General features: G+C 35.5%; 17 protein-coding genes and 3 pseudogenes. 7 read left to right on the forward strand and 13 right to left on the reverse strand.

From position 1 onward, the window contains the following. Nucleotides 1–50 precede the first annotated feature (50 nt). From ACHUFA_RS08725 to ACHUFA_RS08750, 6 genes are all read right to left on the reverse strand, one after another. Entirely contained in the window at nt 51–1,079 is a 1,029-nt protein-coding gene (locus tag ACHUFA_RS08725) for an FUSC family protein (RefSeq protein ID WP_017769523.1), read from the reverse strand. A gap of 250 nt (nt 1,080–1,329) precedes the next feature. Further along, nucleotides 1,330–1,848, reverse strand: a complete 519-nt coding sequence (locus tag ACHUFA_RS08730; protein ID WP_037563924.1) for a ClbS/DfsB family four-helix bundle protein — start codon at nt 1,846–1,848, stop codon at nt 1,330–1,332. Between the two features lie 260 nt (nt 1,849–2,108). Beyond that, nucleotides 2,109–3,365 carry an amidohydrolase family protein gene (locus ACHUFA_RS08735; RefSeq protein ID WP_394405592.1) on the reverse strand — a complete coding sequence of 419 codons (1,257 nt, stop codon included), beginning with the start codon at nt 3,363–3,365 and terminating at the stop codon, nt 2,109–2,111. A gap of 49 nt (nt 3,366–3,414) precedes the next feature. After that, nucleotides 3,415–4,632: an amidohydrolase gene (locus tag ACHUFA_RS08740; RefSeq protein WP_017769519.1), complete on the reverse strand. Its 1,218-nt coding sequence runs from the start codon at nt 4,630–4,632 to the stop codon at nt 3,415–3,417. A 48-nt stretch (nt 4,633–4,680) separates the two neighbouring features. Next, nucleotides 4,681–5,910, reverse strand: a complete 1,230-nt coding sequence (locus ACHUFA_RS08745; protein WP_394405594.1) for an ArgE/DapE family deacylase — start codon at nt 5,908–5,910, stop codon at nt 4,681–4,683. A gap of 211 nt (nt 5,911–6,121) precedes the next feature. After that, nucleotides 6,122–7,495: an MFS transporter gene (locus ACHUFA_RS08750; RefSeq protein ID WP_394405596.1), complete on the reverse strand. Its 1,374-nt coding sequence runs from the start codon at nt 7,493–7,495 to the stop codon at nt 6,122–6,124. Nucleotides 7,496–7,814: 319 nt separating this feature from the next. Here ACHUFA_RS08750 and ACHUFA_RS08755 point away from each other — a divergent pair, with 319 nt between their 5' ends. Next, complete coding sequence (locus ACHUFA_RS08755; RefSeq protein ID WP_394405598.1) at nt 7,815–8,732, forward strand: LysR family transcriptional regulator; 918 nt, start codon at nt 7,815–7,817, stop codon at nt 8,730–8,732. A 182-nt stretch (nt 8,733–8,914) separates the two neighbouring features. Here the strand turns inward: ACHUFA_RS08755 and ACHUFA_RS08760 are convergent. Further along, a pseudogene (locus ACHUFA_RS08760) lies at nt 8,915–9,318 on the reverse strand (transposase); the annotation flags it as partial. A gap of 289 nt (nt 9,319–9,607) precedes the next feature. On the opposite strand from ACHUFA_RS08760, the gene ACHUFA_RS08765 reads away from it, so the two are divergent. The 4 genes and pseudogenes from ACHUFA_RS08765 to ACHUFA_RS08780 form a co-directional block, all read left to right on the forward strand. Further along, the gene (locus tag ACHUFA_RS08765) at nt 9,608–11,188 is read left to right on the forward strand and encodes an Nramp family divalent metal transporter (protein ID WP_079452679.1); all 1,581 of its coding nucleotides are present in this window, start codon (nt 9,608–9,610) and stop codon (nt 11,186–11,188) included. Between the two features lie 1,441 nt (nt 11,189–12,629). Continuing rightward, complete coding sequence (locus tag ACHUFA_RS08770) at nt 12,630–12,803, forward strand: hypothetical protein (protein ID WP_172601434.1); 174 nt, start codon at nt 12,630–12,632, stop codon at nt 12,801–12,803. Between the two features lie 749 nt (nt 12,804–13,552). Beyond that, on the forward strand, nt 13,553–14,269 hold the full coding sequence (locus tag ACHUFA_RS08775) for a CPBP family intramembrane glutamic endopeptidase (RefSeq protein WP_047210214.1): 717 nt from the start codon (nt 13,553–13,555) through the stop codon (nt 14,267–14,269). A 90-nt stretch (nt 14,270–14,359) separates the two neighbouring features. Further along, a pseudogene (locus tag ACHUFA_RS08780) lies at nt 14,360–15,287 on the forward strand (IS3 family transposase); the annotation flags it as partial. Between the two features lie 219 nt (nt 15,288–15,506). On the opposite strand, the gene tnpB reads toward ACHUFA_RS08780, so the two are convergent. Both tnpB and ACHUFA_RS08790 read right to left on the reverse strand, forming a co-directional pair. Beyond that, nucleotides 15,507–15,791, reverse strand: coding sequence for an IS66 family insertion sequence element accessory protein TnpB (gene tnpB, locus ACHUFA_RS08785; RefSeq protein WP_047210215.1), 285 nt, complete (start codon nt 15,789–15,791; stop codon nt 15,507–15,509). 440 nt (nt 15,792–16,231) lie between these two features. After that, the gene (locus ACHUFA_RS08790) at nt 16,232–20,044 is read right to left on the reverse strand and encodes a YPDG domain-containing protein (protein WP_394405601.1); all 3,813 of its coding nucleotides are present in this window, start codon (nt 20,042–20,044) and stop codon (nt 16,232–16,234) included. A gap of 103 nt (nt 20,045–20,147) precedes the next feature. Between ACHUFA_RS08790 and ACHUFA_RS08795 the strand changes: the two genes are divergently transcribed. Both ACHUFA_RS08795 and ACHUFA_RS08800 read left to right on the forward strand, forming a co-directional pair. Then, nucleotides 20,148–20,414 (forward strand): TetR/AcrR family transcriptional regulator, encoded by a 267-nt coding sequence (locus ACHUFA_RS08795; RefSeq protein WP_394405603.1) that lies wholly within the window; start codon nt 20,148–20,150, stop codon nt 20,412–20,414. 147 nt (nt 20,415–20,561) lie between these two features. After that, nucleotides 20,562–20,939: pseudogene (locus tag ACHUFA_RS08800) on the forward strand (TetR-like C-terminal domain-containing protein); the annotation flags it as partial. Nucleotides 20,940–21,079: 140 nt separating this feature from the next. Here the strand turns inward: ACHUFA_RS08800 and ACHUFA_RS08805 are convergent. The 4 genes from ACHUFA_RS08805 to ACHUFA_RS08820 form a co-directional block, all read right to left on the reverse strand. Continuing rightward, on the reverse strand, nt 21,080–21,598 hold the full coding sequence (locus tag ACHUFA_RS08805) for a ClbS/DfsB family four-helix bundle protein (protein ID WP_047210217.1): 519 nt from the start codon (nt 21,596–21,598) through the stop codon (nt 21,080–21,082). Between the two features lie 386 nt (nt 21,599–21,984). After that, complete coding sequence (locus ACHUFA_RS08810; protein WP_047210218.1) at nt 21,985–23,835, reverse strand: SAG1250 family conjugative relaxase; 1,851 nt, start codon at nt 23,833–23,835, stop codon at nt 21,985–21,987. After that, nucleotides 23,822–24,187 carry a MobC family plasmid mobilization relaxosome protein gene (locus ACHUFA_RS08815; RefSeq protein ID WP_047210219.1) on the reverse strand — a complete coding sequence of 122 codons (366 nt, stop codon included), beginning with the start codon at nt 24,185–24,187 and terminating at the stop codon, nt 23,822–23,824. Before ACHUFA_RS08815 ends, ACHUFA_RS08810 begins: the two co-directional genes overlap by 14 nt. A 9-nt stretch (nt 24,188–24,196) precedes the next feature. Then, nucleotides 24,197–24,556: an SAG1252 family conjugative relaxosome accessory protein gene (locus ACHUFA_RS08820; RefSeq protein ID WP_047210220.1), complete on the reverse strand. Its 360-nt coding sequence runs from the start codon at nt 24,554–24,556 to the stop codon at nt 24,197–24,199. Between the last annotated feature and the right edge of the window lie 107 nt (nt 24,557–24,663).

Raw genomic sequence — 24,663 nt, forward strand, 5'->3', positions numbered from 1 at the left:
ACAACTATTGAAATGACAACAGTTTTCTGTACGACACAATAATACGACCTCTATCCTTCATCTCTTTTCTCTTGAATTAAGGTGATATAATGGTCCAAAGCTACCGTCATTATATAAGCCACCGCTAAACCAAGAAAGCCGCCTATCAGAATTCCTAGTAATCGGTTTTGAATGAGACTAGATAATTGACCTCCCTTAGCTATCATAGAAAGCAATATTGCTAAGGGATTTGTAAATATATTGGCGACGGCATAATTTCTGACAACAAAATACTGTGATAAGGCATAAAAGAGTGTAACAAGAATTACTATCTGTAATCGATTAAAAGGAAAATAAAAGATCAAACTGGACAAAATTAATCCTGCTATCGCCCCAAATGTATATTGTAAGTGTCTTTCACGAATGGCTCTCAAGTTTTCTCCTAGCAGGATAGAGGCACATGCTAATGTGACCCAGTAGGGATTTTGCAACTTTAACCCTTGACTCAAATAAACAGAAATAAATAAGGCTCCACTATAGAAAACGCCATCTATAATGACAATTGGATCATTATAAAAGCGTCTTTTTAATGACTTAAGCATTAGCGGAGTTTCAGGTCGTGAGTCAAAAGATTTAATGATGATTCCGCCAACAACACTAAATGCTACACCCATCAAGAAAAATAGAATTAAAACAGGGAGTTTGTCAACCGAAACCGTCGTACTACCTCCCATAGCGCTCAACATAGCATAAAAGAGTACTCCTGGTTTTGAAATGTCGTATAACCTCGTCAAGACTCTGCTAAAAAAAGCAACGGCTGCAACGACTATAGCAGTCGTCCAAGGCAAGAAAGATGATAGCAAACCAAGTAAGAATGCTAATAGTAAAGTCAAACCGATAATAGCTAGGCGTACCACCAAGGAAAACATCGGAATATTTCGATAATAAAAAAGCGTAAATAATCCCAAAGTGGCAAAAGAAGAAATTTTAAAATTGTCACTCCAATAACCCAATAACATTATAATAAAAGCAATAATGGTGATGGTGATAACTCTGAGTTGAGCATCCTCTATTTCTTTTGTTCTAAAAATATTTTGCAAATTAATCTCATTCTCCTTTCTTTATTAAAAGGGAGGTTAGATTGTCTATCTAACCTCTTCAACTACTATAAAAACCCTAAATTCATTATAGTCAAATGAATTAACTTTCAGACAAGGAACTGAGACGCGGACAGTACTTGAGTACGGCAAGTCGAAAGTGACGATGTATCAAAGTTAATTCAAAAGACTATACTTATCGAACATCTGTCTAATATTATAATATGGAATTTTTAAAGTTAAAAAATATACTTTATAATACTATTTTTTTCCATTTTCTGATTTTAGTTCGAAAAGTTCCAAAGGGTGCAACAGTATTTACATGAATAAACTTATACACTTCCCAAGTTGCTGTTTTAGTCGCTTCATCAGCCCATTTTCTCATATGTGGTTCAAATAATTCTTCCTCACTCAACGAATCAATCATTGCATATATCGAATTAATATTTTCATTTAATTTTGCTTTCAACTCTTGCAGAGATAAATGAGCGTAGGTATCCGTGAACCACTGATATAATTCACCCAGTTGATTCCATTTAAATTCATCCGATGGTGTTTTTACTTGAAGCCCTTTTCTTTCGTCTCCTTCCCACTTAAGAAGCAAACTTGTCCATCCAACCTGATATGAAAGGTTTTCTGCTGGAGTTCTATCAACTTCGGCAATTCTCTTATCTTTCAGGCTTTCTGGGATATTAGCAAATTCTGAAATATATTTCTCAAATGTTTTCTCTATTTCAGCTTTTAGTTCTTCTTTATCTTCGTATGTTCGCAAACAATCACCTTCATTCTGATTCATCAGTACTCTAAATTAAACAGATCTTATTTTCTCCTTTATCTCTTCAACTGATATACAAATCCTGAATTCACTACTTACCGAACATCTCTACTATGAGCTTTATATGAGGTATAGACACTCTCCTTAAAACGATGGTCTCTCGGATTCAATCATACTTATGAATATATAAACGAAGGTATCCAGTCTAAAGGATGTCTCCGTAATATTATAATGTATACTGAACAAACAGTTATTGACTAGATATCTAATCCTATCTCGTGACTACGTTCTGCTTTTTTAAATAAATAAAAACCATTGCGAATAGAAGCTAAACACTCCACACGATTACGTTGCGCCTCAAAAACACTTGGGGCATCTAAAACGATAAAATTAGCTGGCTTTCCAATCTCTAGCCCATATTCTTTTTCAAGCCCCATTAACTTCGCTCCATTATAGGTCACGAGATCAAAGTTTTTATCAAAATCATCTTTTCGCATGAGTTGAGCTAAATGAATACCATTGTCCAAGATATTCATCATATTCCCATTTCCAGCTGGATACCATAAATCGACAATCGAATCTTGTGCGAATGCAACGTTTATCTTTTGGTCTACAAACTCTAAGACTCGAGTTAGCCCTCGACGTTTTGGATAACTATCTTGACGGCCTTGTAAGAAAGCATTTTCGGTTGGACAAGAGATAAAATGAATACCAGACTTCTTAAAGAGTCCCATCATTCGAAAGGCATAGGCATCATTAACTGAACCAAAAGAGCAAGTATGACTCGCTGTTGTACGAGCACCGTAATTTTGTTTCAACACTTCTGCATTTAATAATTCTAAAAATCTCGCTTGTGTATCATCCGTTTCATCACAATGAACATCAATGTATTTATCATATTTTAGAGCCAAACGAACGATTTCTTTTATGGAATCTTCTCCAATACTTCTTGCCCACTCATTATGGGGAATCCCACCAACACAGTCTGCTCCAAGCTGAAGTGCTTCTTCTACTAAATCGCGACCTGTTTTTCCTTCAGCTTCATAAGAATACATCCCATTTTGTGGAAAGGCGACAACCTGAATCGTCACTTTGTCTTTTAGTTCTTCTCGTAATTCAAGTGCTGCTTTGATTCCTGTTAGATTAGGATCTGTACAGTCCGTCTGAGCACGGATATATTGCGTACCATAACTCATAACATCCTTAATAGCTTGACGCATTCTGGCTTTCATTTCCTCTTTGGTTGTGCCTTTTTTAAAGTCATTCCAAATATCAATAGCTTCGAATAAGGTGCCAGTTTTGTTTTCAGCCTTATCTGTCTGACCGGTAAAATAATAATCCAAGTGTAAGTGAGGATCAACATAGGGTGGTAGGATAAGCTTCCCTTTAACATCAATGATTTCATCAGCATGACCTAAGTCTGTCCCGATAGCTGAAAAACGACCGTTCTCGACAATAAATTCTGTTGCTTTGTCATACCTATAAACATTAGCATTTATATATTTTTGTTTCATAGATTAATAATCTCCATTTTTTATTATTGTTAAGAATAGAATAGAGCAATTACTTTCCAAGATAAGTTAATACAGCTATCAACGCTGCTTGCGTACCTGTCTCAAGAGTTGGATGGATAGCAGGAGCAAATTTTGGATTATGATTGGCATAGACTTCTTGTCCCTCCACAAAACCGCCAAATCCCCAGTATAGATAAGGGATCCCTAGAGCACGTGGGATATAAGAAAAATCTTCAGAAGCTGTCATCGCATGGTAGTGAGTTGCAACACGATCTTCACCAAGGTTTGTCATAAAAGCTTGTTTAACTTTTTGACTGATTTGTGGATCGTTATCTGTTAACGGATAGGTGTCATAAACCTCTACCTCTGGATCTTTTTCACAACCTCCAGCCATACATTCTGCGGTTACTATACGTTTAATGGCATTAATAATATGTTCTTGAATGCCCTCATCATAAGTACGAATATTCAACAGCAAGGTAGCTGTATCTGGGATGATATTCGCTTTTAAGCCAGACTGGAAAGAACCCACCGACACCACTGAAAATTGGAAGGGATCGATTTCTCTGGATACAATAGTTTGCAACTTCAAGACGATAGAAGAGGCAATCACTACCGGGTCAATGCTAAGGTGGGGCATTGAACCATGTGCACCTTTTCCATAAACGGTTACTTTAACAGAAGCTGCACTGGATAAAAAGGCCTCTTCTTTGACACCCACATGACCTGAACACGGTTCTGTTAACACATGCTGTGCTAGTGCCAGATCTGGTTTAGGAATTTTGGAAAAGAGACCATCCTCAATCATCGACTTAGCTCCAGCTGCAATCTCTTCTCCTGGTTGGAACAAAGCAATGTAAGTTCCTGTCCATTCTGTTTGATGTTGCGCCATAGCCCAAGCGGCTCCTAATCCAGCTACAATGTGGACATCATGACCACAGGCATGCATCACAGGAACAAGATTTCCATCTAAATCCTTCATCGTCACTGTCGAAGCATAGGGCAATCCCGTTTCTTCCTTGACAGGAAGAGCATCAATATCTGCTCGAAAGAGGACTTTCTTACCTTCACCATTTTTTAAAACACCAACAACCCCTCCACCAATTTTTTGCGTTTCATAACCATAAGACACTAAGGTATCATAGATAAACTGAGCGGTGTGTGTTTCTTGCATAGATAGCTCGGGATGACTATGTAGATATTTATAGGTTTCTTCTTGCCAATCTTTAATGGTTTCGATAGATGATAAAATGTTTTGAATACTCATGTATTTCTCCTTTACTTATTCATCTTATAAAAATCTATAGGTGATGACTTATTGCAGATATTGATGAATCACTTCTTGATAGACTTCAATAAAGTCTAAATATTGTGATAGTGGTAGTCGCTCGTCAATCTTATGGTTTAAGCTCGGCATTCCAGGTCCATAAACAGCCACTTCTAAATTGGCATTTGCGCGTACAAACTGGGCGGCATCAGTTGTACCGGATACAACCATTGGTTTCACACTATCAAGATTAGAAGAAGCCATATCTTCTGAAAGCATGTTCTTTCCAAGAACATCATTCATTTGTTGAATCAGAAACTGAGGTTTGAGGGAATCATGACTATTCGCCACTTGGAGAATGGTCAGAACCAACTGTGAGTCTGGTGCTGCTTCTACTGGCGGTTGATCAGCTGTTATCACAGCCTCCAAATCCACGCCTTTTGTTTGATTGAGTTCATCTAATACGGCCTCTACTGTTGCCATGACAATCGCATTATCATATTCTGGAATAGTTCTGACATTGGCCTCAAACATTGCTTGATCAGGAATCGAATTAATTTGACTACCTCCTGATAGCAAGGTGATATTATGAAATGTTTTTCCAAGAACAGGATTTTCGATTTCCTCTGCTTGTTGAGTAATGCGTTCTGAGATCATCGTCATTGCTGTAAGCAGATGATCAATAGCATTTTCTCCTAAATCTGGAGTAGAGGAGTGGGCTGCAACACCTCTAGAGACTACCTTATAATTTAGAGAGCCTTTATGTGCATGAACAACCCCAATATTGCAGGGTTCTCCAATCAAGACTGCATCAACATCGTCTAAATATCCAAGATTGGTTAACTGGGTCGAGCCTAGTTCCCCCACTTCCTCACCAACCGTAGCCAATAGTCTAATTGTCCCTTTAAACTGACCGCTCTCTTTCAAATTAATAAAAGCAATTACAAGAGCTGTCAATCCTGATTTCATATCCGAAGCACCACGTCCCCAGATAAGCCCATCCTCAATATCTCCCGAAAAAGGCGGGTGCGTCCATTGGGATTCATCACCAGAACTAACGACATCCATATGACCAGATAGGGCTAATACTCTCCCTTCTCCATTCGTTATTTCAGCAACTAAGCTACTTCTTCCTTCACTATAAGGAATCAATTTGGAGTCAATTCCATGGTTCTTTAGGATATTCTGATAGTACTTGGCAACTGCTTCTTCATTTCCATTTTCAGATTTAATCTGAATGACATCTTGCAACATATTGATATAAGTTTGTTTATCCATTAAATAGGGTCCTCCTCCCACTTGTTCTGAGCATCTATCTTTATAATCGAAATACTTTACTACAACAGACAGTTCTTTACTAATCAGACAAGATTCCTAAAAATACTAGCAAAGACTAGAATACAACGATCCTTGAGCATAAAGTATCCGACCGTAATCATAGTAGCTCAATAATTTTATTATATCACTATTCTACTAGTTAGGTCTTCTACTAATTATTTTTTCTTGGCATAACAAACATAATTGAGACAAACGCCAGTATACAGAAAACAAGGTTTACAGCTAACCCCCATAGCAAGCCAATATCGTAATGATTTTTCCCTGAGAAAGCATAGAATAGAGCAATTGAAATAGCGACACCTATAGCACCACCTAGAGAGCTAGCCATTTTATAAATCCCAGAAGCAGAACCAACTTTTTCATTAGGTATAGTTGCGATAGCAGCATCTGTAGATGGTGTCGCATAAATTCCTAGTCCGATACCATAAATAGCATAGCCTAGAAATACCATAACAAGATACATTGGCCCTGATATGTTGACGAACATCATCAATGAAATCCCTAAAAATGTCATAATCGTTCCCATAACCATCGGTTTTCTTGCTCCGAATTGTTGGAGTAATCTCTCGCCGATACGAATGGTCACCAAAATACAAGCCAAGTAACCTAATGATAACTCTCCTGCTACTTGAGCTGATAAGCCTCTTCCTAGTTGCATATAGGTATTAACCACGATAAGGGTTCCAGCTACTGCATTTAATAAAAAGTTTGAAAGTGTTGCTCCAAGGTATTTACGATTTTGAAACAACTGGAAATCAATAAATGCATTCTCTTTTGAATGTTCTACTTTATAAAAAAGACATAAGCCCGCAAGCATCAATAAAAATAAACCTATCGTAACAACAGAGAACAGGCCTCTTTCCTGAGCACTAGCAATTCCGATATTTAAAGCAAGCATACTTACAATGAAAAGAACCAGCCCCACTAAATCAAACCGACTTTTCTTAGTTTCCACTTTGCTTTCTGGAGTTCCCCACAAGCAGATAAAGCTCATTAATGAAGCAAGGATTGAAAATACAAAAACATATCTCCAACCTAAAGTGCTGGCAATAGCACCTCCAAGAAAAGAGCAGAGCCCTGAACCACCCCATGAACCAATTGACCAAAAACTAACGGCTCGTTGTCTTTCTTTGCCATCGTAATAAGTTTTCACTAATGACATCGTAGCGGGCATAATAAAAGCAGCTGCTAATCCTTGACAAATTCTTCCTAAGATAAATAAAATGGCTCCTGATGAAAAGATTAGACAAAACGAACCCACAATGTTTAATAAAAGACCAAAATAGGTAAATCTCACCCGCCCTAATTTATCCGCCAAGCCTCCAGCAACGACAATAAATAAACCCGAAAATAAAGCTGTTAGTGATATCCCTGTCTCCATCACTGAGGAGGGCACTCCCAAATCCGCTTGTACATCAGGTGCCATATTTAAAATAGATTGTGCAAATAACCAAAACGATAAAACCGCTAAAACAATCCCAACCAATAATTTATTGGTCCCTTTGTAACTCATATGGTTTTCCATGAAAATATATCTCCTTATTAATTTTATAGCAATTTACTGATGGTAACTATTTTATTACTTCGTTTCATAATCTTCAAAGATTTAAAAAAAAAAGAACATATAACTAAAAAGTTATTTAGTCTTATCATGTCTATGTAAAGTCTGCCTAGAACTCCGGCTTATTTTACCAGCTATGCTATAATAAATAAAGAATGTACCTTTTAGACCTCACACCCACTACTAATTACCATAACTAATTGGTAATGGGTAACTAGATATGAACTAGCGTAACAATAAACAGGCTACATTTTCATAAATATAGAAAGTCAGGTATTCACTCATGGAAACGTTACAAAAAATTAACTTCTTAGAGGCTATTGATTCTTGTGAGTCACTAACGAAAGCAGCTAAACATCTATTTATTTCTCAGCCCTATCTCAGCAAAGTTATTAAGCAAATGGAAAAACAACTAGATATATCGCTTATTCATAACCATCATACAGGGAGTCAACTAAGCTATGCAGGTAAACGTTATCTTTACTACTTAAAAGAAATACACCGTCTTGAAAATAAAATAACTGATGAGATGTACCTGATACGAAGTCATCAACAAGGAGAACTCTTCTTAGGCATTAATTCTGGATTAGCTTCATTTTTTTTAGCTAAATTCATTCCTCATTTCCAGTCCGCTAATCCCAAAATTGATTTAAATTTGATTGAAAATAACCAAAACATTACCGAAAAGATGCTTTTGCTTGAGCAAATTGATTTAGCAATTGGAATGTCTCCGCTAGTATCTAAAAATGAATTATCTACGATTCCTATTTATAAAGAAAAAATTTTCCTTTTAGTTCCTCAACAAAGTAGTCTTTTTTCTAATCAACAAGCTGGAAAAATTAACTATTTTCACTACAGTTATAATAAGCTTGAAACTGAGCCTATCATCATTACACCATTGGAATATGGATTAGGAAATCTTATTTGTTCTTTCTATAAGAACCACTATATTAATCTAAATTCTATTCTAACAACAAGCACCGTACCAACTGCTATCAATCTATCTTTAGCTGGAGCGGGTTCTACTTTTATTCCTGAATCGCTTATCTCATCGCTTCCTTCAAATAAATCCTATAATCTATATAAATTTGAGGATACATATTTATTTGCTGAGTATGTTTTGATTTATAACAAAAATAAAAATCTGTCCCCTATTACATTAAAATTATTACATACTATTCAAGAGGAGATAGCAAAGTAGATAAACTTAATACGAAACCAGTAGCATGTAGTCCAATATTTTAAACTTTAAAACAGATCATCTATTTCTACGTTTTCATGGCATTCAATTCTTTTACCAATATCTCTAACCCTCAAGCTAGTTTTGGTACTATCAATAATTTTGTGTAAACACAATAGTAGAATTTCTTAATATTAGTCAGATTAGCCACCAAGTGTGTCAAAGCATGCTTCAAATCCTTTATGAATACGAGCTCCAAACTTAATATTATAGTCCTCAAAAATGCTTACAAGGCACCGTTCTAAGGCTTCTTCATTTGGGAAAACCGTCCTCTTCTTATTTTGTCGCTTAATTTCCTTATTGAGTGATTCAATCAAGTTTGTATAGTATAGGCTAGGTATGGAAGTGGGGAGAATGTAAAAAGATTCTCTGTCGTTTCAAGTGACGACATGACTTTATTATAACGAGGTTTCCACTCAGAAACAAATTGCTCTAATAATTTAATAGCCTCCTGTGAATTTGCAGCACGATAAATCTGTTTGAACTGATTCTGGATAGTTGTCTCATCTACTCGCTTGACCTTACTGGAGATATAAAGGGATTCGTGCTCGATTCAGTTATTCAATTAGTTTCATCATTACAAGTAGAAAAAGATACAGGAGATACAAAATACGGCAAGTATAATTCTTGTTGAGCATGAGTTACAGAATGCAACTGTTTGTCAAAATGAAGCCTTGTATTTTGTGGAAGTATCTTATTCTTAAAGTAGTCGAGCTTATGCAGGAAAATTTAACAGATGAAGACCGTTTACATTTAAAATTCAAGACGGAAAGATTAATCAATTTGGAAAAATTATTTATAAATAAAACTAAGTTACATTAATCATAAGATTAGCTATGCTTAAAAAAGAAAGGTTTACTGTAATGAAAAATAATAAACATAGTTTTCTAGAATATGCGAATGGTCCCTCTCTAGAAGAAATAAATGGGACAATAGAAGTTCCTAAGAACATGGGTTTCTTGAAAACCTTATTTGCTTACTCTGGTCCAGGAGCTTTAGTAGCTGTAGGATATATGGATCCTGGGAATTGGTCAACTTCTATTACAGGTGGTCAAAATTTTCACTATCTATTGATGTCTATTATTTTAATCTCTAGCTTAATAGCGATGTTACTACAATATATGTCTGCTAAACTAGGAATAGTATCTCAGATGGATTTAGCTCAAGCTATTCGTGCAAGGACAAGTAAGCCACTTGGGATTGTTTTATGGATTCTGACTGAACTGGCAATCATGGCAACTGATGTTGCAGAGGTTATTGGAGGAGCAATAGCTTTATATCTCCTTTTTCATATTCCTTTAAGTTTAGCAGTTTTAATTACTGTTTTTGATGTTTTACTATTACTGCTATTAACTAAAATAGGTTTTCGAAAAATTGAAGCAATTGTAGTAATATTGATTTTAGTGATTTTTTTTGTTTTTGCTTATCAAGTAATATTGTCTAATCCTGTTTGGGCTGATGTCTTAAAGGGATTAGTTCCTAATTCAAAGGCTTTTGATACTTCTCGTGTTGTAAACGGTCAGACTCCGTTGTCCGGTGCTTTAGGAATCATTGGTGCAACTGTTATGCCTCACAATCTTTATTTACATTCATCTGTTGTCCAAAGCAGGAAAGTAAATCGTAATGATATGAAGGATATTGCTAGGGCTATACATTTTTCAACTTTAGATTCTAATATCCAATTGCTAATGGCTTTTATTATTAATTCCTTATTGCTAATTATGGGGGTTGCTGTTTTTAAATCAGGTAGTGTTCAAGATCCGTCGTTTTTTGGCTTATTTGAGGCTTTGTCTAATCCTTCAGCAATGAGTAATTCCGTTTTAGCACATATTGCAGGTTCAGGTATATTATCAGTATTATTTGCGGTGGCCTTGCTAGCATCTGGTCAAAATTCAACAATAACAGGAACTTTAACAGGACAAATTATTATGGAGGGATTTATACATATGAAAGTTCCTGTTTGGTTACGTCGAATAGTGACTCGCCTTATATCGGTTATACCAGTAATAGTTTGTGTTATTTTGGTAAGTGGAAAATCAACAGTAGAAGAACATATTGCAATTAATAATTTACTGAATAATTCTCAAGTATTTCTAGCTTTTGCTTTACCTTTCTCAATGTTACCATTATTAATATTTACCAATAACAAAGAGGAAATGAAGACTGTTTTTAAAAATAGTTGGCTAGTAAAATTATTAGGATGGATTTCTGTTATTGGATTGATTTACTTGAATATTAAGGGATTGCCTAGTCAAATTGAAGCATTTTATGGAGATAATCCAACCAAGGAACAACTACATACAGCTGATAATATAGCTTATTTTATTATTCTCTTGATACTTTTGACTCTAGTCTGGACAATAATAGAACTTTATAAAGGTAATAAAAATTATTATTTAATTCATGGTAAAAAATAACCAACACTTTCCATTTCCCACCTATAGGACTATTTTGTAGCGGACCAATAATAAAGTATATTGAAAACTTCCAAGGTTTTAATTACCTCTGGAAGTTTTTCTATTGACACTTTTCTTGAATAGTTTCAGTTCATTCTAAAGAAGCCTCTAACTACTTGGTTAGTGGATGATTCTCCAAAAAGAGGGTTTGTCAATGATGTGCATTTCCCAACCTCTGCTCAGAAATACTATGATTGCTGATATAGTTCGTTGCTTCTAAAACGGTTTCTCTTCGCTTCGTACCATTCGTAAAATTTCTACAGTAGAAGCTTCATAAGTCTCACAACACATTCTAATAGTCTCTTTAAAATACTATAGCGGTCGCTTCCATCCTTCACTCAACCATTATAAAGTTTAATAAAATATACAATATTGCGACACATTCTATTAGCACATTTAAAGACAGAGAATAATCCACAAATTCATCTTCCTCTAAGTGCATCATCCAAAAAATGATTTGAAAGCATATTTGAACGAATCATTATACAGTCACTATACAAAAACTCTTACCAAATAATTTCTTAAAGATAAGCAAGAAACTCAAAATAGAGCCATTTAAATCTTTTTCATCTTCTAAGAAATCAAAAAATGGTTCAATTACAACAATTTCTTCTTTAAACTTAATCAGTAAGTAGTGACAATAACTATCTTTTTACAATAACAATGACTGAGCTTCTGGTATTCTTGGTAAAGATGGAGGAACCATCTCCGGTGGAAAAGATTGAATTAATGTAAAACGACTCTCTTCCGGTTGATAAATTCGAACAGAAGAAGGTAAATGAAGGGGTTGCAATAATACAAAGCCTTTTTCTGTAAACGACCTGATACACCCAAAATAAAATAGTAATTATAACAGATTTTAAATTTTTAATTATTGTAAAAACAGTATACAATCTCATTTTAATTCTATAACTATTGATAGTCAGCTATTCATTATTTAAAAATTGGGGTTTACTTCTGCACCATCAGAAGCCAACTAAATAACACGGGAATAAATGTTTAACGTTTTCAATTAGAAAAATTAAATTTGGTGCAGCATCTTATCATTGGGGCAATGTTTGTCTTGGGTGCAGGCACTGTATCCGTAGACAAACATTGGATTCATTAATGGCAAACAGCTCGGACACTATGCAGACTTAACGAGTAAAATCATCTGAACCAAGCCTAGCCACTTCTGATACTACCGCTGTAACCACAGTACCACACGAATATAAGGTCACTAACGAGACAACTCAAGAAAGGACTACTCCAGTAGCAAAAGCAGAAAGGAAGCTAACAATACCGTTGCTACTGCTACTGCTTCTAGCACGATATCCTCTACAATATCAGTAGAGACTGAGATAACAGCTACTTCTACTGACAGACCACGAATTGAAAAAAAACAGTAAAAGACCTATCAAAAATGACATTTGCGGAATTAGCATCAACCGACTTATCAAATCCTGAAACCAAAAAATTATTTGAAGCAGCTATTTTAGCTGCTGAACAAAGAGGTGATCTCTCCAAAATTGGAAACAAATTAGCTAGTAACTATATATCCGTAAACATGGCCTCCAAGCTTATCAAGACACTTTGAGACGACTGTATTGACATTGGCTCAACCTAATATTACTAGCAAAAATGTTATGTTATCTAATGTCAATAGAGGAGGCATACAAGAAGTTTTTAAAGCAAAAACAACATTAGATATACACTCAAATTAAGGAATATTTGTGGAATAAATTTAAAAGTAATGGCCCCAAGTTCATAGAGAACATCATCCAGAGAACCAACTGCGATATATTATGCAGACTCTTTGCTGTTATGGTATCGTGGCTCATGTGCATGGTGAAACATTCATCGAAGCCGAACTACGAATGACTCTTCTGTAAATTGTAATTTCTGTTTACTAGCGGTGCTATTACTGCAAATCATTCCAGTGTAATTTCCTGTTTTGTCTTACTGTCTACAAGAGTCACTTCTTGCAGCTCCGTATACACACTTTCTTTACCACTTTACAGAAATCTAAAGTATATTGTTAATAGCGTTGTTTGTGTGGAAATAAGAGGCAAATGATGGTATAATAAGCTATCATATTTATTAAAAAAATGAAAACGAGCCAGACTTGCTGAAATACAATATAGAACTTGATGTGAAAACATAGTTTATTGAAGTTGGAGTAACCCGGACAAAGTTGGCGAAGGAAATCAGCACACTCGCTCAGTATGTGGGGTCGCGTAGTCTGCAACAAAGAAACTATTGTCAATAATACGCTTGTTAAAATGATGGAGACATCAAGCAAACACTTGGAGGACTTTTTAATCGACTAAAGGGAAGAGGTTGTATATGAAAAAAAACTATATTTTATTATCAGCGTATATGATTATAATGGGAGTAGGACTTTTTGTTTGTAATCAGTTCTTAAACACTCCATATAATTCAACGGAGTTTAGCAGAAAATTTTTGCCGTTCATGATTTTATTGGCGGTATTAGTTTTGTACCACGGTATAAAAAATAAAAAGGAATTAACCTTGTACTCAGAACGCAAGCCTGGCTATGTATTTTCAGCACTTTTATTCATACCTGTTGTCGGTTTTGGACTATATTCAATTGTCAGAGGATTTAGCCCTGATTTAGTATTTCTTATATTGATAATAGATACTGCTTTGATTGGAATAGCCGAAGAGGTCATGTACAGGGGAATATTGCTTGGTGCAATGGCGAAGAAGATGAATCCCCTTATTGCCATACTGCTGTCCTCAATACTGTTTTGTACATTACATTTATTAAATGTTATAGGAGGTCTGTCAGTTTCCGAGCTAATTGGACAGCTTGGCTCAACCTTTGTTATGGGAGTATTTTTAGGAGCTATGTATTTGGATACACGAAATATACTGTTTCCTATAATTTTCCATTCATCATGGGATTACATATTACTCAGCAATAGTCTTGCAGACGTTGAATTTTTGCCCGTTGTATTGATAGGTGTATATATTCTAGAGGTATTTATTTCCCTTGTAATCATCATTAAACTACTAAGGAATTCCAAGCAGTTTGAATAACTATGCTTATGACTCTGGCTTTGAATAGGTTACACTAAACTAGACAGTCTTATAAAGTGTTCTGCACTTAAGAAAAACAGGAGAAAAACTATGTCTAGAAAAGTACGTCGTCACTTCACGATGATTTTAAGCAACAAATTGTTGACCTTTACAATGCTGGTAGAAAGCGTAGCAGTCTCATCAAGGAATATGAGCTAACCCCTTTCACCTTCGATAAGTGGGTTAGACAAGCCAAAACAACAGGTTCATTCAAGTCTGTTGATAATCTAACAGATGAACAGCGGGAGCTGATTGAACTCAGGAAACGCAATAAAGAACTTGAAATGCAATTAGATATCCTAAAGCAAGCGGCGGTGATTATGGCACAAAAAGGGAAATAATCACTGCTAATAAGGATAAATACAGCATTTCAAAGATGTGTCGTTGGTTGAACATTCCTCGTTCTAGCTATTATTACAAAGCTGTAGAGCCAGTATCTGAAGCGGAACTTGAAGAAAATATCAAAGCTATTTTTCTCGAAAGTAAGGCCAGATACGGATCCAGAAAAATCAAAATATGCTTGAATAACGAAGGTATCACACTTTCACGTCGTCGGATTCGACGCATTATGAAGCGACTCAATTTGGTTTCTGTTTATCAGAAAGCCACCTTCAAACCACATTCCAGATGCAAGAATGAAGCCCCTATTCCCAACTACTTAGACAGGCAATTTAAGCAAGAAAGACCACTACAAGCCTTAGTCACTGACTTAACCTATGTTCGTGTAGGCAATCGTTGGGCTTATGTTTGCCTCATCATTGACCTATACAACCGTGAAATCATCGGCCTGTCTCTTGGTTGGCACAAGACCGCTGAACTCGTTAAGCAAGCCATACAAAGCATCCCTTAAGCCCTGACCAAAGTCAAAATGTTCCATTCAGATCGTGGCAAAGAGTTTGATAATCAGTTAATTGATGAAATATTGGAAGCCTTTGGAATCACACGTTCGCTTAGTCAGGCTGGTTGTCCTTATGACAATTATAAATTTTGTACAGTAAAGTGTTGACTTTTCATGGTCTAGAAGATAGCTAATATTAGTTTTCTGGGTCCAGTCCCTGTCGCTTTGGCACCTTCAAAACTTTGAGAAAACAACCAATTTTTTCACCCCATCACCAAGGACTTGATGGCTCTCTTCGCCATATTATGAGACAGTGAAGACGACCATCCTCTCAAATTGTTCTAAAGGTCGTTTCATAAGCTAGTCCACTTGTTTAGCTGTCAAAGCTTTGACGTCATCGCTATGTCTTGGCCAAGCCAGTTGCACATTTTCAAAACGCTTGTAGAGGAGCCAAAATCTTTGACCATCCCAAAGCACTTTGAACCGATCACGTTGTCCACCACAGAAAAGGTAAACAGAACCTGAAAAAGGATCTAACTCATGCTGGGATTTAATAAGATAAGCTAGGGAATCAATGCCTTGCCTCATATCTGTTTTCCCACAAACCAGATAAACCTGACCTAAATCACTTAACTGAATAGTCATAAGCCAGTACCTTTTCTAAAATATCAGTTACTCGCTATGATAAGATAGACGAGTAGAATAAGAGGTCTAGGTCTTTGAATTTACAGCGAAAGATAAGCTCGTTCTTCATTTTTTTCTCAAATTTTCAAGAGATAGGTAATTGTTCTAGAGGGACAATTGGCTGTTTTATCATTCAAATATCCTCCAGTGTTTTTATTACCTACAGTATAACTGGTAAACGGAGGAAATGATAACTACCTCGTTATTGGGCGCTTACACACTTTATTGTTTAACATACAAAATCAAAAGTCTATCGAGATTATGAAGCTCGATAGACTTTTTCAAGAATTAATCTCGAAAAATTGAAACACTTTAGTTAATTAAGTTGGAGAGAGATAACTTTGTTAAAGTGCTCACACCAATAAATGGCGAAAAGTTTAATGACATTTTAGGTCAAACGATTAATCCTCTTTTTTCTTTAAAATAGATAGTAAACCAACTGAAGCTATAATTGTCAAAGCAGCAATGTTAAAGAATGGATTCTCATCCTCACCTGTTGTAGGCAATTTATTTCCTCTATCTTTATTATTTGCGATACTTGATAAAGCTTGTGTTTGGTCTTTAGCCTTAGGTTCGTTCTTATCAGCGTCTGTACTTGGATCTACGACTTTAACAGTCACAGCCACAGTAACCGTTGATTCACCTTCTTTTGTTGGTATCCCAGTGATTTGGCCTGTTGCTGGATCGTAAGTAACGCCATCTGGAAGACCAGTAACAGTAACTGAACCATCTGTTGGCACTTTGTCAACTTTCACAGTAACTGGTGTAATGGCTTCTCCGACAGTACCTGTTTGATCATCAAGTGGTGTGATAACAGAAGCTGCTGAATTTGGATCTTTAGAGTTTGTTCCGTCAATCTTTTCAGTATCGTCTGGAATACCGTCGCCATCATCGTCCGTATCTGTCACATCTGGCATACCATCACCATCCGTATCACGCTGAACAGTGATTGTAAATGTTTTTTCAACCGTACCTGTTCCATCAGTCACTTTAACAGTTGCTGGGAAGTCACGTGTTTCTTCAGTATCTTTCCAGTCTGCTAACTTATCTGGTGTACCAGTGATTTGACCTGTTGCTGGGTCATAAGTTAAACCGTCTGGAAGACCAGAAACTTCAACCTTAGCATTCCTATCATCGCTTGTTACCGTAACAGGAATCGGAGCGATTGGTTGACCTTCTGTAACAGTTACATTGTCAACCGCTACGGCTGTCTTAGTGGCTGTTTTAGGGTTTTTATCATCCACATCTGGAATACCATCGCCATCATCATCTGGATCAGTAACGTCTGGTGTACCATTTTCATCAGTATCCAATTGGAATTTAGCTATTACTTTATCTTCTGATTTATCTGGATAAGTGACAATTACTGGTACCTCAATTTCTTCTGCTGTTGTACCGTCTGATTTTTCTGGAGCTGTTACAGTCACTGTTCCAGTAGCTTTATCAATGTCAACTTTATATCCGTCTGGTACTTTAAAGTTTTCATCAATCTTATACTCTGTACCATTTGGTGCTGTTTTACTTTCGCCGTAGCTTGGAGTTGATTCTGCTGGTTTCCCTGGAACGACCATTGTATCTTTGTATGAAGGGGCATTCTTTTCCGCTTCAGATTCTTTGATGGTTACTGTAACATCAACTTCGTCTGTTGTTCCATCTGGATAAGAGACAACAACCGGTACTTTAAATTCCCCTTTGGTCATACCATCCGGAATCACTGCACCCTCTTTAACCTTCATTGTAGGTTGGTCTTTAACTTCTTTAGGATAATCAGTTGTTACTTTTGATGTGATTTCATCAGTTGATGGTGCTTGACCAAATGGTTTTTCTAATTTTCCACCTGTCGCTGTGTATGTTGTTGTTGCATCATCTTTAACGTTTACAGTAGCAAAAGTATAAGCTTTGGAACCACCCGGATAAGTTACTTCTACTGGTACTACATACGTGCCTTTCTTAGTAAGAGCTTCCCCTTTTACAACAACTACTCCAGTTGTAGGGTCAATCGTTACCATATTTGGGTCAACAGACATTGCTCCCTCAGGATAAGAGGTTTTAACCGAATCTGGAACTTGACCTGCAACAGTTGTGAATTTTGTTCCTTCCGGTGGCGTTGTATCATTGCCATCTTTGTCTTTAAAGATTGGTTTAGCTGGCTCAGAATCCTTAGCTACAACACCATCTACTGGTTTATACTCGATAAATACAGCAATAAAGGAATCTAATGCTAAAGCGTTATCTAAGCTCTTTGTATTTTGACCTTGTTCAAATAGACCTAATGTAAAGTTTGTTGTCTTAGTGATATCATTTGGTACTGTAAACTTCTCAGGTGTCGCTGTTCCTTCAACGCTTGACTGAATAGTTTGAGGTTCACCTATTGCAACACCATCTCTGAACCATTGCACTTGGTATTCACGTGTTGGCAACAATCCGCCTACTGTTGAATTGGTAACATTACCAGAGACTGCTACCTTATTCGTAGTATCATAATCAACAATATCAAGCATTGGTTGAGGTGCTAAAATAGCAAAGTTCAAGCTAGTAATATTAGTTCCAGACCCCGCAACTACATTTGTAAATAGATTATTCGGATTACCAAACATAGCTTTAGGAAAAGCCGGACTCCAAATATTATAATTAGATAAAATAGGAGATACATATAGGTAGTTCTCATTAATGTGTCTATGTTTTTGACCAATGGTACCATTCCACTTAAGAAGACTACTATTATCTACATCTTCATCTCTAACAACCTTGCCGAATTCTTCGTCTGTAATTGTATGAGAAACTTTTAAACCACTGTTTGCTTTATAAGCACTAACACCATACAATCCCTTAAAAGGAATAGAGTAATTTCCATTTTTATCAACTGTCGTTATGACTGTCTCCGCAATATGAGAACCAACCCCATGTTGGGACTGGTATTCTGTAAAGACTCTTTCTTGTTCAGCCTTAAAGTCTTCAATAGTATATCCTGGATGGTCTTTTTTCCACTGATCAAGTAAGCGAGTTACTTCATCATTTAAATAAGAAGCAGCTACTTTCAAACCATTTGCTGGAACATCATTATCATCTTTTATCCATTGATTAGCAAGCGACCCAGCAGAATCTCCATTATCAAACCAAGCTAAACCACTTACTCTACCATAGATTCCCCTGTCATGCCATGTACCATCTGCGGTACTAGGAATTTGCGACTCAGCTTCTGGTTTCTTCAACCAGTCTTTAGTTAATTTCTTTTCTTGTAAAATAACTTGAGAATTGACAATCCTATTGACTCCCGCAGTAAAATCCCAAGATTCATTTTTACGGTTAGTACGAGTATGGAAACCATAAATCTTATCCCCTGCTTGAATAATATCATACTTACTAGAATCAGGATTTTCAATCCAGGTTCTTACTGCGAAATTACCATCTCCTGCTAATTGAAAATGATGTTCTTCACCATTAGGATCAACTTCCGATTTAGATAAGTCAAACGCAAAGGTTCCATCCTCCAATGTAGTAGTATAGTAAACTTTTGAAACATAGCCTTTTCCGTTTACCCACTGCAAGTAAACGTTAACACCAGTTAGTGGAATATCATCTGAGGCTTGCCCATCAATGCTACCACCATTATCTATCCAAGCTTTACCTGAATAAGTTTGTTTAGCTGAGGAATCTCCGGGGCTATATATCGCATCTTTTTGTACTCTCTTCTGAAGCTCTTCAGACACTTCGCTGACACTATTTTTGTCAACATTAGCTTTTTCAACTGCACTATCTACAGAACGTGTTGTAATTGAAGGAGATACAATTACATTTTTTTCACTGGCTGTCTCTTCTAAAACAGCAACTTTATCTGTATCTTTTGATGAACTATTAGGGTCTATGTTGGCACTAGGCTCAGGAACTGTACCTCCATCATCAGTATTGACATTTTCTGTGAAATCTGCCAATGCTTCGACTTCTGATTCGGTTGTTTTGTCTACTGACGCTATTGCATCTGTCGCTAATTCTGATTTTGCTGGTTTTACTTCATCTACTATCCCTGCTGATACAGATTGTTTAGGCTCAATACCTGTAGATGTTGTCTCATCAGCTAGAACAGTTGTCCCAGCCATTCCTAGAAATGCTAATCCAACCAGTACCGATGCTGCACCAAATTTAAATTTCTTAATCGAAAAGCGCTGTTTCGTATGTGCGACATCATAATTTCTTTGCTTATACTTCCTAAGCATAATTTTTCTCCTTTTCAAAAGTAAAATTAGATTAACTAGTAAAAGTTATCTTTCACATTTTACTTTTTTAAAGGTTTTAGTAGTTTACATTATCTTGATAAATGTGAACTATTATTTGAATTTGTATTGTATAATCACATTCGATAAGATTTATAGAGGTGATAATACGTTGGAGTGTTCAGATAACACTAATTTAAAATTTTTAAAGGCTTTCTCTGAATTATTAGAAACGAAAAGCTTTGAACAAATTACAGTTAGCGATTTAGCAAAAAAAGCTCAACTTAGTAGAAGAGCTTTCTATAATCATTTCAATTCAAAAGAAGACTTCCTTAGGGAGTCTCAGAACGTAGACAAACCCCTGCAACTTTGATATTTCGGAACATCTCGCAGGGAAATGGGGAATAATTAAACACTCAAAAACGTTGAAATAACAGCGTTTTTGAGTGTTTTTGTTTTTGGCTACTGAGAAAAAAAGCTTGGAGGAAGATATCTAAAATAGACTTTTTCTTCAACCTGAGACTTCCTTAGGGAGTCTATTTTAATAATCTTTGATGATATCACAAAAATTTTAAATAATGATTTATTATATGAAGAAGTAATCCTAAAGGAAATGCTTAGCTACATGTATACAAACAAAGAAATTATTAAGTCCTTTGTTTGTTTTTTTCCAAATATTGACAACATAATTAAAGACTATATCAAAGGAATGATTATACATTCCGATATACCAGACTTAGAGAAACAACTCGAAACAGCATATCAAATTCCATATTCTTTCGCTCTTGATATTTATATCTCAACAATTGAAAGTATCATTTTAAATTGGATAGATAATAATTTTACTGAAAGTCCTGAAAAAATAGCAAAATATATCACATCTGTCGTGAGAATTTAACATTTATAAAAGTTAGAAAAATAAAACCAATACTTCATTTCCTCATCTAATACTTTATTAAAAAAAGACGATAGTTTTTTCTTCTATCGCCTTTGGTGACCACTTTATAAATTATATTTTTTAAAGTTAAAAAATATAATTTATAACACTATCTTCTTCCATTTTCTGATTTTAGTTCTGAAAGTTCCAAAAGGTGCAACCGTATTTACATGAATAAACTTATACACTTCCCAAGTCGCTGTTTTAGTCGCTTCATCAGCCCACTTTCTCATATGCGGTTCAAATAATTCTTCCTCACTCAACGAATCAATCATTGCATAGATAGAATTAATATTTTCATTTAATTTTGCTTTCAACTCTTGCAGAGATAAATGAGCGTAGGTATCCGTGAACCACTGATATAATTCACCAAGCTGGTTCCATTTAAATTCATCCGATGGTGTTTTTACTTGAAGCCCCTTTCTTTCATCTTCTTCCCATTTAAGAACCAAACTTGTCCATCCAACCTGATATGAAAGATTTTCTGCTGGAGTTCTATCAACTTCATCAGCTCTCTCATCTTTTAAATTTTCTGGAATATCATCAAATTCTGAAATATATTTCTCAAATGTTTTCTCTATCTCAGCTTTTAGTTCTTCCTTATTTTTGTATGTTCGCAAAAAATCACCTCCATTCTGATTTATCAGTACTCTAAATTAAACAGGTCAGGATATTGCCCGTACCAAAAGTTCTTCATCTCCATAAAAAGAGGTACTTACAAGTTGATTACTAAGAGAATATTCATCATCATCTATAGCTAAAATTTTATACATCGTTACTCCTCAAATACTATGCAACCCTTTAATTTCAAAAATAAAAGTTACTATGTCTTGTATTATACCATAATCATCCTCGTGGCGAGTAGTTTTTAGAATTTTCAATCGATTTATTCCACTATTCAAATTCTCTACAGTTTTTCTAACCACTAACTTTATCTTCATGATTAGCTATCATTTATATCATAAATTTTTGATTTTCTTTTTCACTCCCAAATCCTCAGTAATATTCAAAGTTCAACCACACCCATATTATCTTTTTGACCAGCCACTAATTTTCTAAATTGCTCTAATCTTCCTACATGTTGATCGTATTTATCAATAATATTATTAAAATATTCTTGATACTGAACTAAATTTTCATTGACTTGCTTTACAGAGATATCATCAGGTACATTTAATTGAGCTAATTCATATTTAGCTAACCTCATACTTTCAATATTATTACTATTCATATTGATAAGAATTTCTGCCATCTTATTTAAGGTAGCGATTTTTTCTTGTGCTTCCTCCAATCTCATATCAAGCTCTACAATTTTTAGTACAAACTCATCTTTGATTTCTTGGTATTGCTTGTTCGTGTTAGACAGCGTAATCATGAAGTTAATCTCAGAGATCTTCTCCTGAAGGCTTTTTAAAGTTGGTCGTCTGTATGGGAGCTTTTGGCTATCGTTGATCAATTGCCTGATTAAAGTTTTCCCTTTGATAAAACAATTTTTATCCGAGTTTTCTTTGTTATAGACAAAGTAGGAGGACGTTTCTCGAATGTAAGCGTTATATTTTTTCTGATTTTCTTCTTCTAGGATATCCAACTGATAATTGGGAATAAAGATGAGTCCACTTTGTTTGATACCAAATGAAACCTTGATATAGATACCATCATCAACTAATTTTTCAATCTGATTATCCGTAAGTTCAACTTCAAACTCATGGATAGCATCTCGTTTTTCCTTGTATTTCTTGAAGGCTTCCTCGATTTCTTCTGAGGAGATTTTATCCTTATGCTGCTCCTCTCGAAAAGTCTGATAATCTTCCTGAAGATTTTCTAATACCTGAATATCTCTAACCTCCTTCTCTTCAAAGTAACGATTAAAAAATTGAACGTCGTACAATTTCTTATCACTAACTTTTTTATGACTTAGAGTAATCATTTGACCATCTTCTTCTAGGGTAAACATCACATTTTTCTGTTTTAACTCTATGGTTAGATTCAACTCTTTAGCTTTTACATGCAATTCCTCTAGCGAATGAACATGCTTTAATAAAAATTCTAACCGACTTTCAATCTCTTGTTTGGCAAAATGTGTTCGAAAAAAGTCTTCATCATATAAGTCTCGCTTACTAAGTTGGCGACCGCGAATAGGTTTTGTCATTGCTCTATCTATCATTAGAAAGCGACTATGTTTCCGACTAAAATCAATATGAACATGTAACTGCTTTGCATTTTCTAAAAAATCATCAAACGATTTAGATTGCTGCATCAAAAAATAGAGACGTTGTTTCAATTCAAACTTATGACTAGATTCCCTATATTTTTTATAATCTCGGTAGGAATAACGTTTCTCAATAATTTTTGTACCAGCTATTTTTGAAATACGGTCAGAAATCATCCGAAGATTTCGCTCCAAATGATAATCCCAAATCAATTTCTTTTCAGAATTCCTATCGACAGAATTGATAATGATATGATTGTGGGTATGCGACTGATCAACGTGAGTTGCTACAATAAAACGAAAACGGCCACCAGTTAATTCCATCATTGTCTCATAGCCAATACGATTGATTTCTTCTGGTGTTAAGTTATCCTCTGGCGAAAAAGATTGTATCACATGATGAGCATGAATTTTTTGTTGCTTTCTTTCCAATCGGTCATTTCTTGAATCATACAATTCATCATTATTAATGAAGTTAATATTGTACATCTTGACCATCTCTTCATAAGTTGGAAAGTCCATATAATTACTCATTCCAAAATCAGAAACAAGTGCAAGATTATTGGTCTTCTCAGGATTGAGAATATACTTGATTAAGCGTCTCCGATATTTTTTTCCATGTGTCGCAAAGTGTTTAGTAACTACCATAAAACTCCTTTAATGTTTTGAGATTCACATGAAACTCTTTCTCAACTTCAGAAATCAGTTCGTCAATCCCTTGACTCAAACTTTTTAGTTGTTCCTGAGAAATGAGATGACTTTGGTTAATGGCACGTGCAATCTGATTGATGTTATTTCCAATCCTTCTCAATTCAAAAACGAGTTCCTGGTAGTTTGAAGTATCAATCGTTAAAAATGTCATTCTTGGATTAAGCAATACTTTTCTAGCATAGTCGGAAAAATTTTTACTCTTGCTTTCTGCAATGCGATCATTCAGTTGTTTTAATTCACCATCTGTTAAAAAGACTTTTTTTAAATTGGTTCTATAACGATTTTCCATACTAACCTCTTATCTCATATACTTGTCACGAAATGATTGGCTTAGAGAATGTGATTGACTTACTTCCACAATCAATTCCTGAACACAGGTCAATAAGATTGAAACATGTTCTTGAGTCACTTGATGATCTTGCTTAGCGATGACTAGTACCTCATATAAATCACGGCTAATCTGTTCTAACTTTTGTGATTTCCATAGGGAAAACCACATCTCAATACTTTTATCATCGTCATCAGTTTTAAAGAGGTTATGACGAAGAAATTCTGAAAAACTCTCTATCTGCTGGTCTTTCATCATCTCTTTTATCTGTTTTTCTTCTTTTCTCGTCATTCTAAACTGCTTTCTAACGAGCCTAATATCCTGTTTCATTCTATCCATCCTTTCAAATCAGGCATTGTCTCACAATGTGAGGCAACCTGATATTGTGAGTCGCTCCTCGAAAGACCTCACTCCTTCCTTGTTCGGTCTTTGCGAGC

The organism is Streptococcus hepaticus, assembly GCF_043656315.1.
In the GTDB taxonomy this organism is placed as follows: domain Bacteria; phylum Bacillota; class Bacilli; order Lactobacillales; family Streptococcaceae; genus Streptococcus; species Streptococcus hepaticus.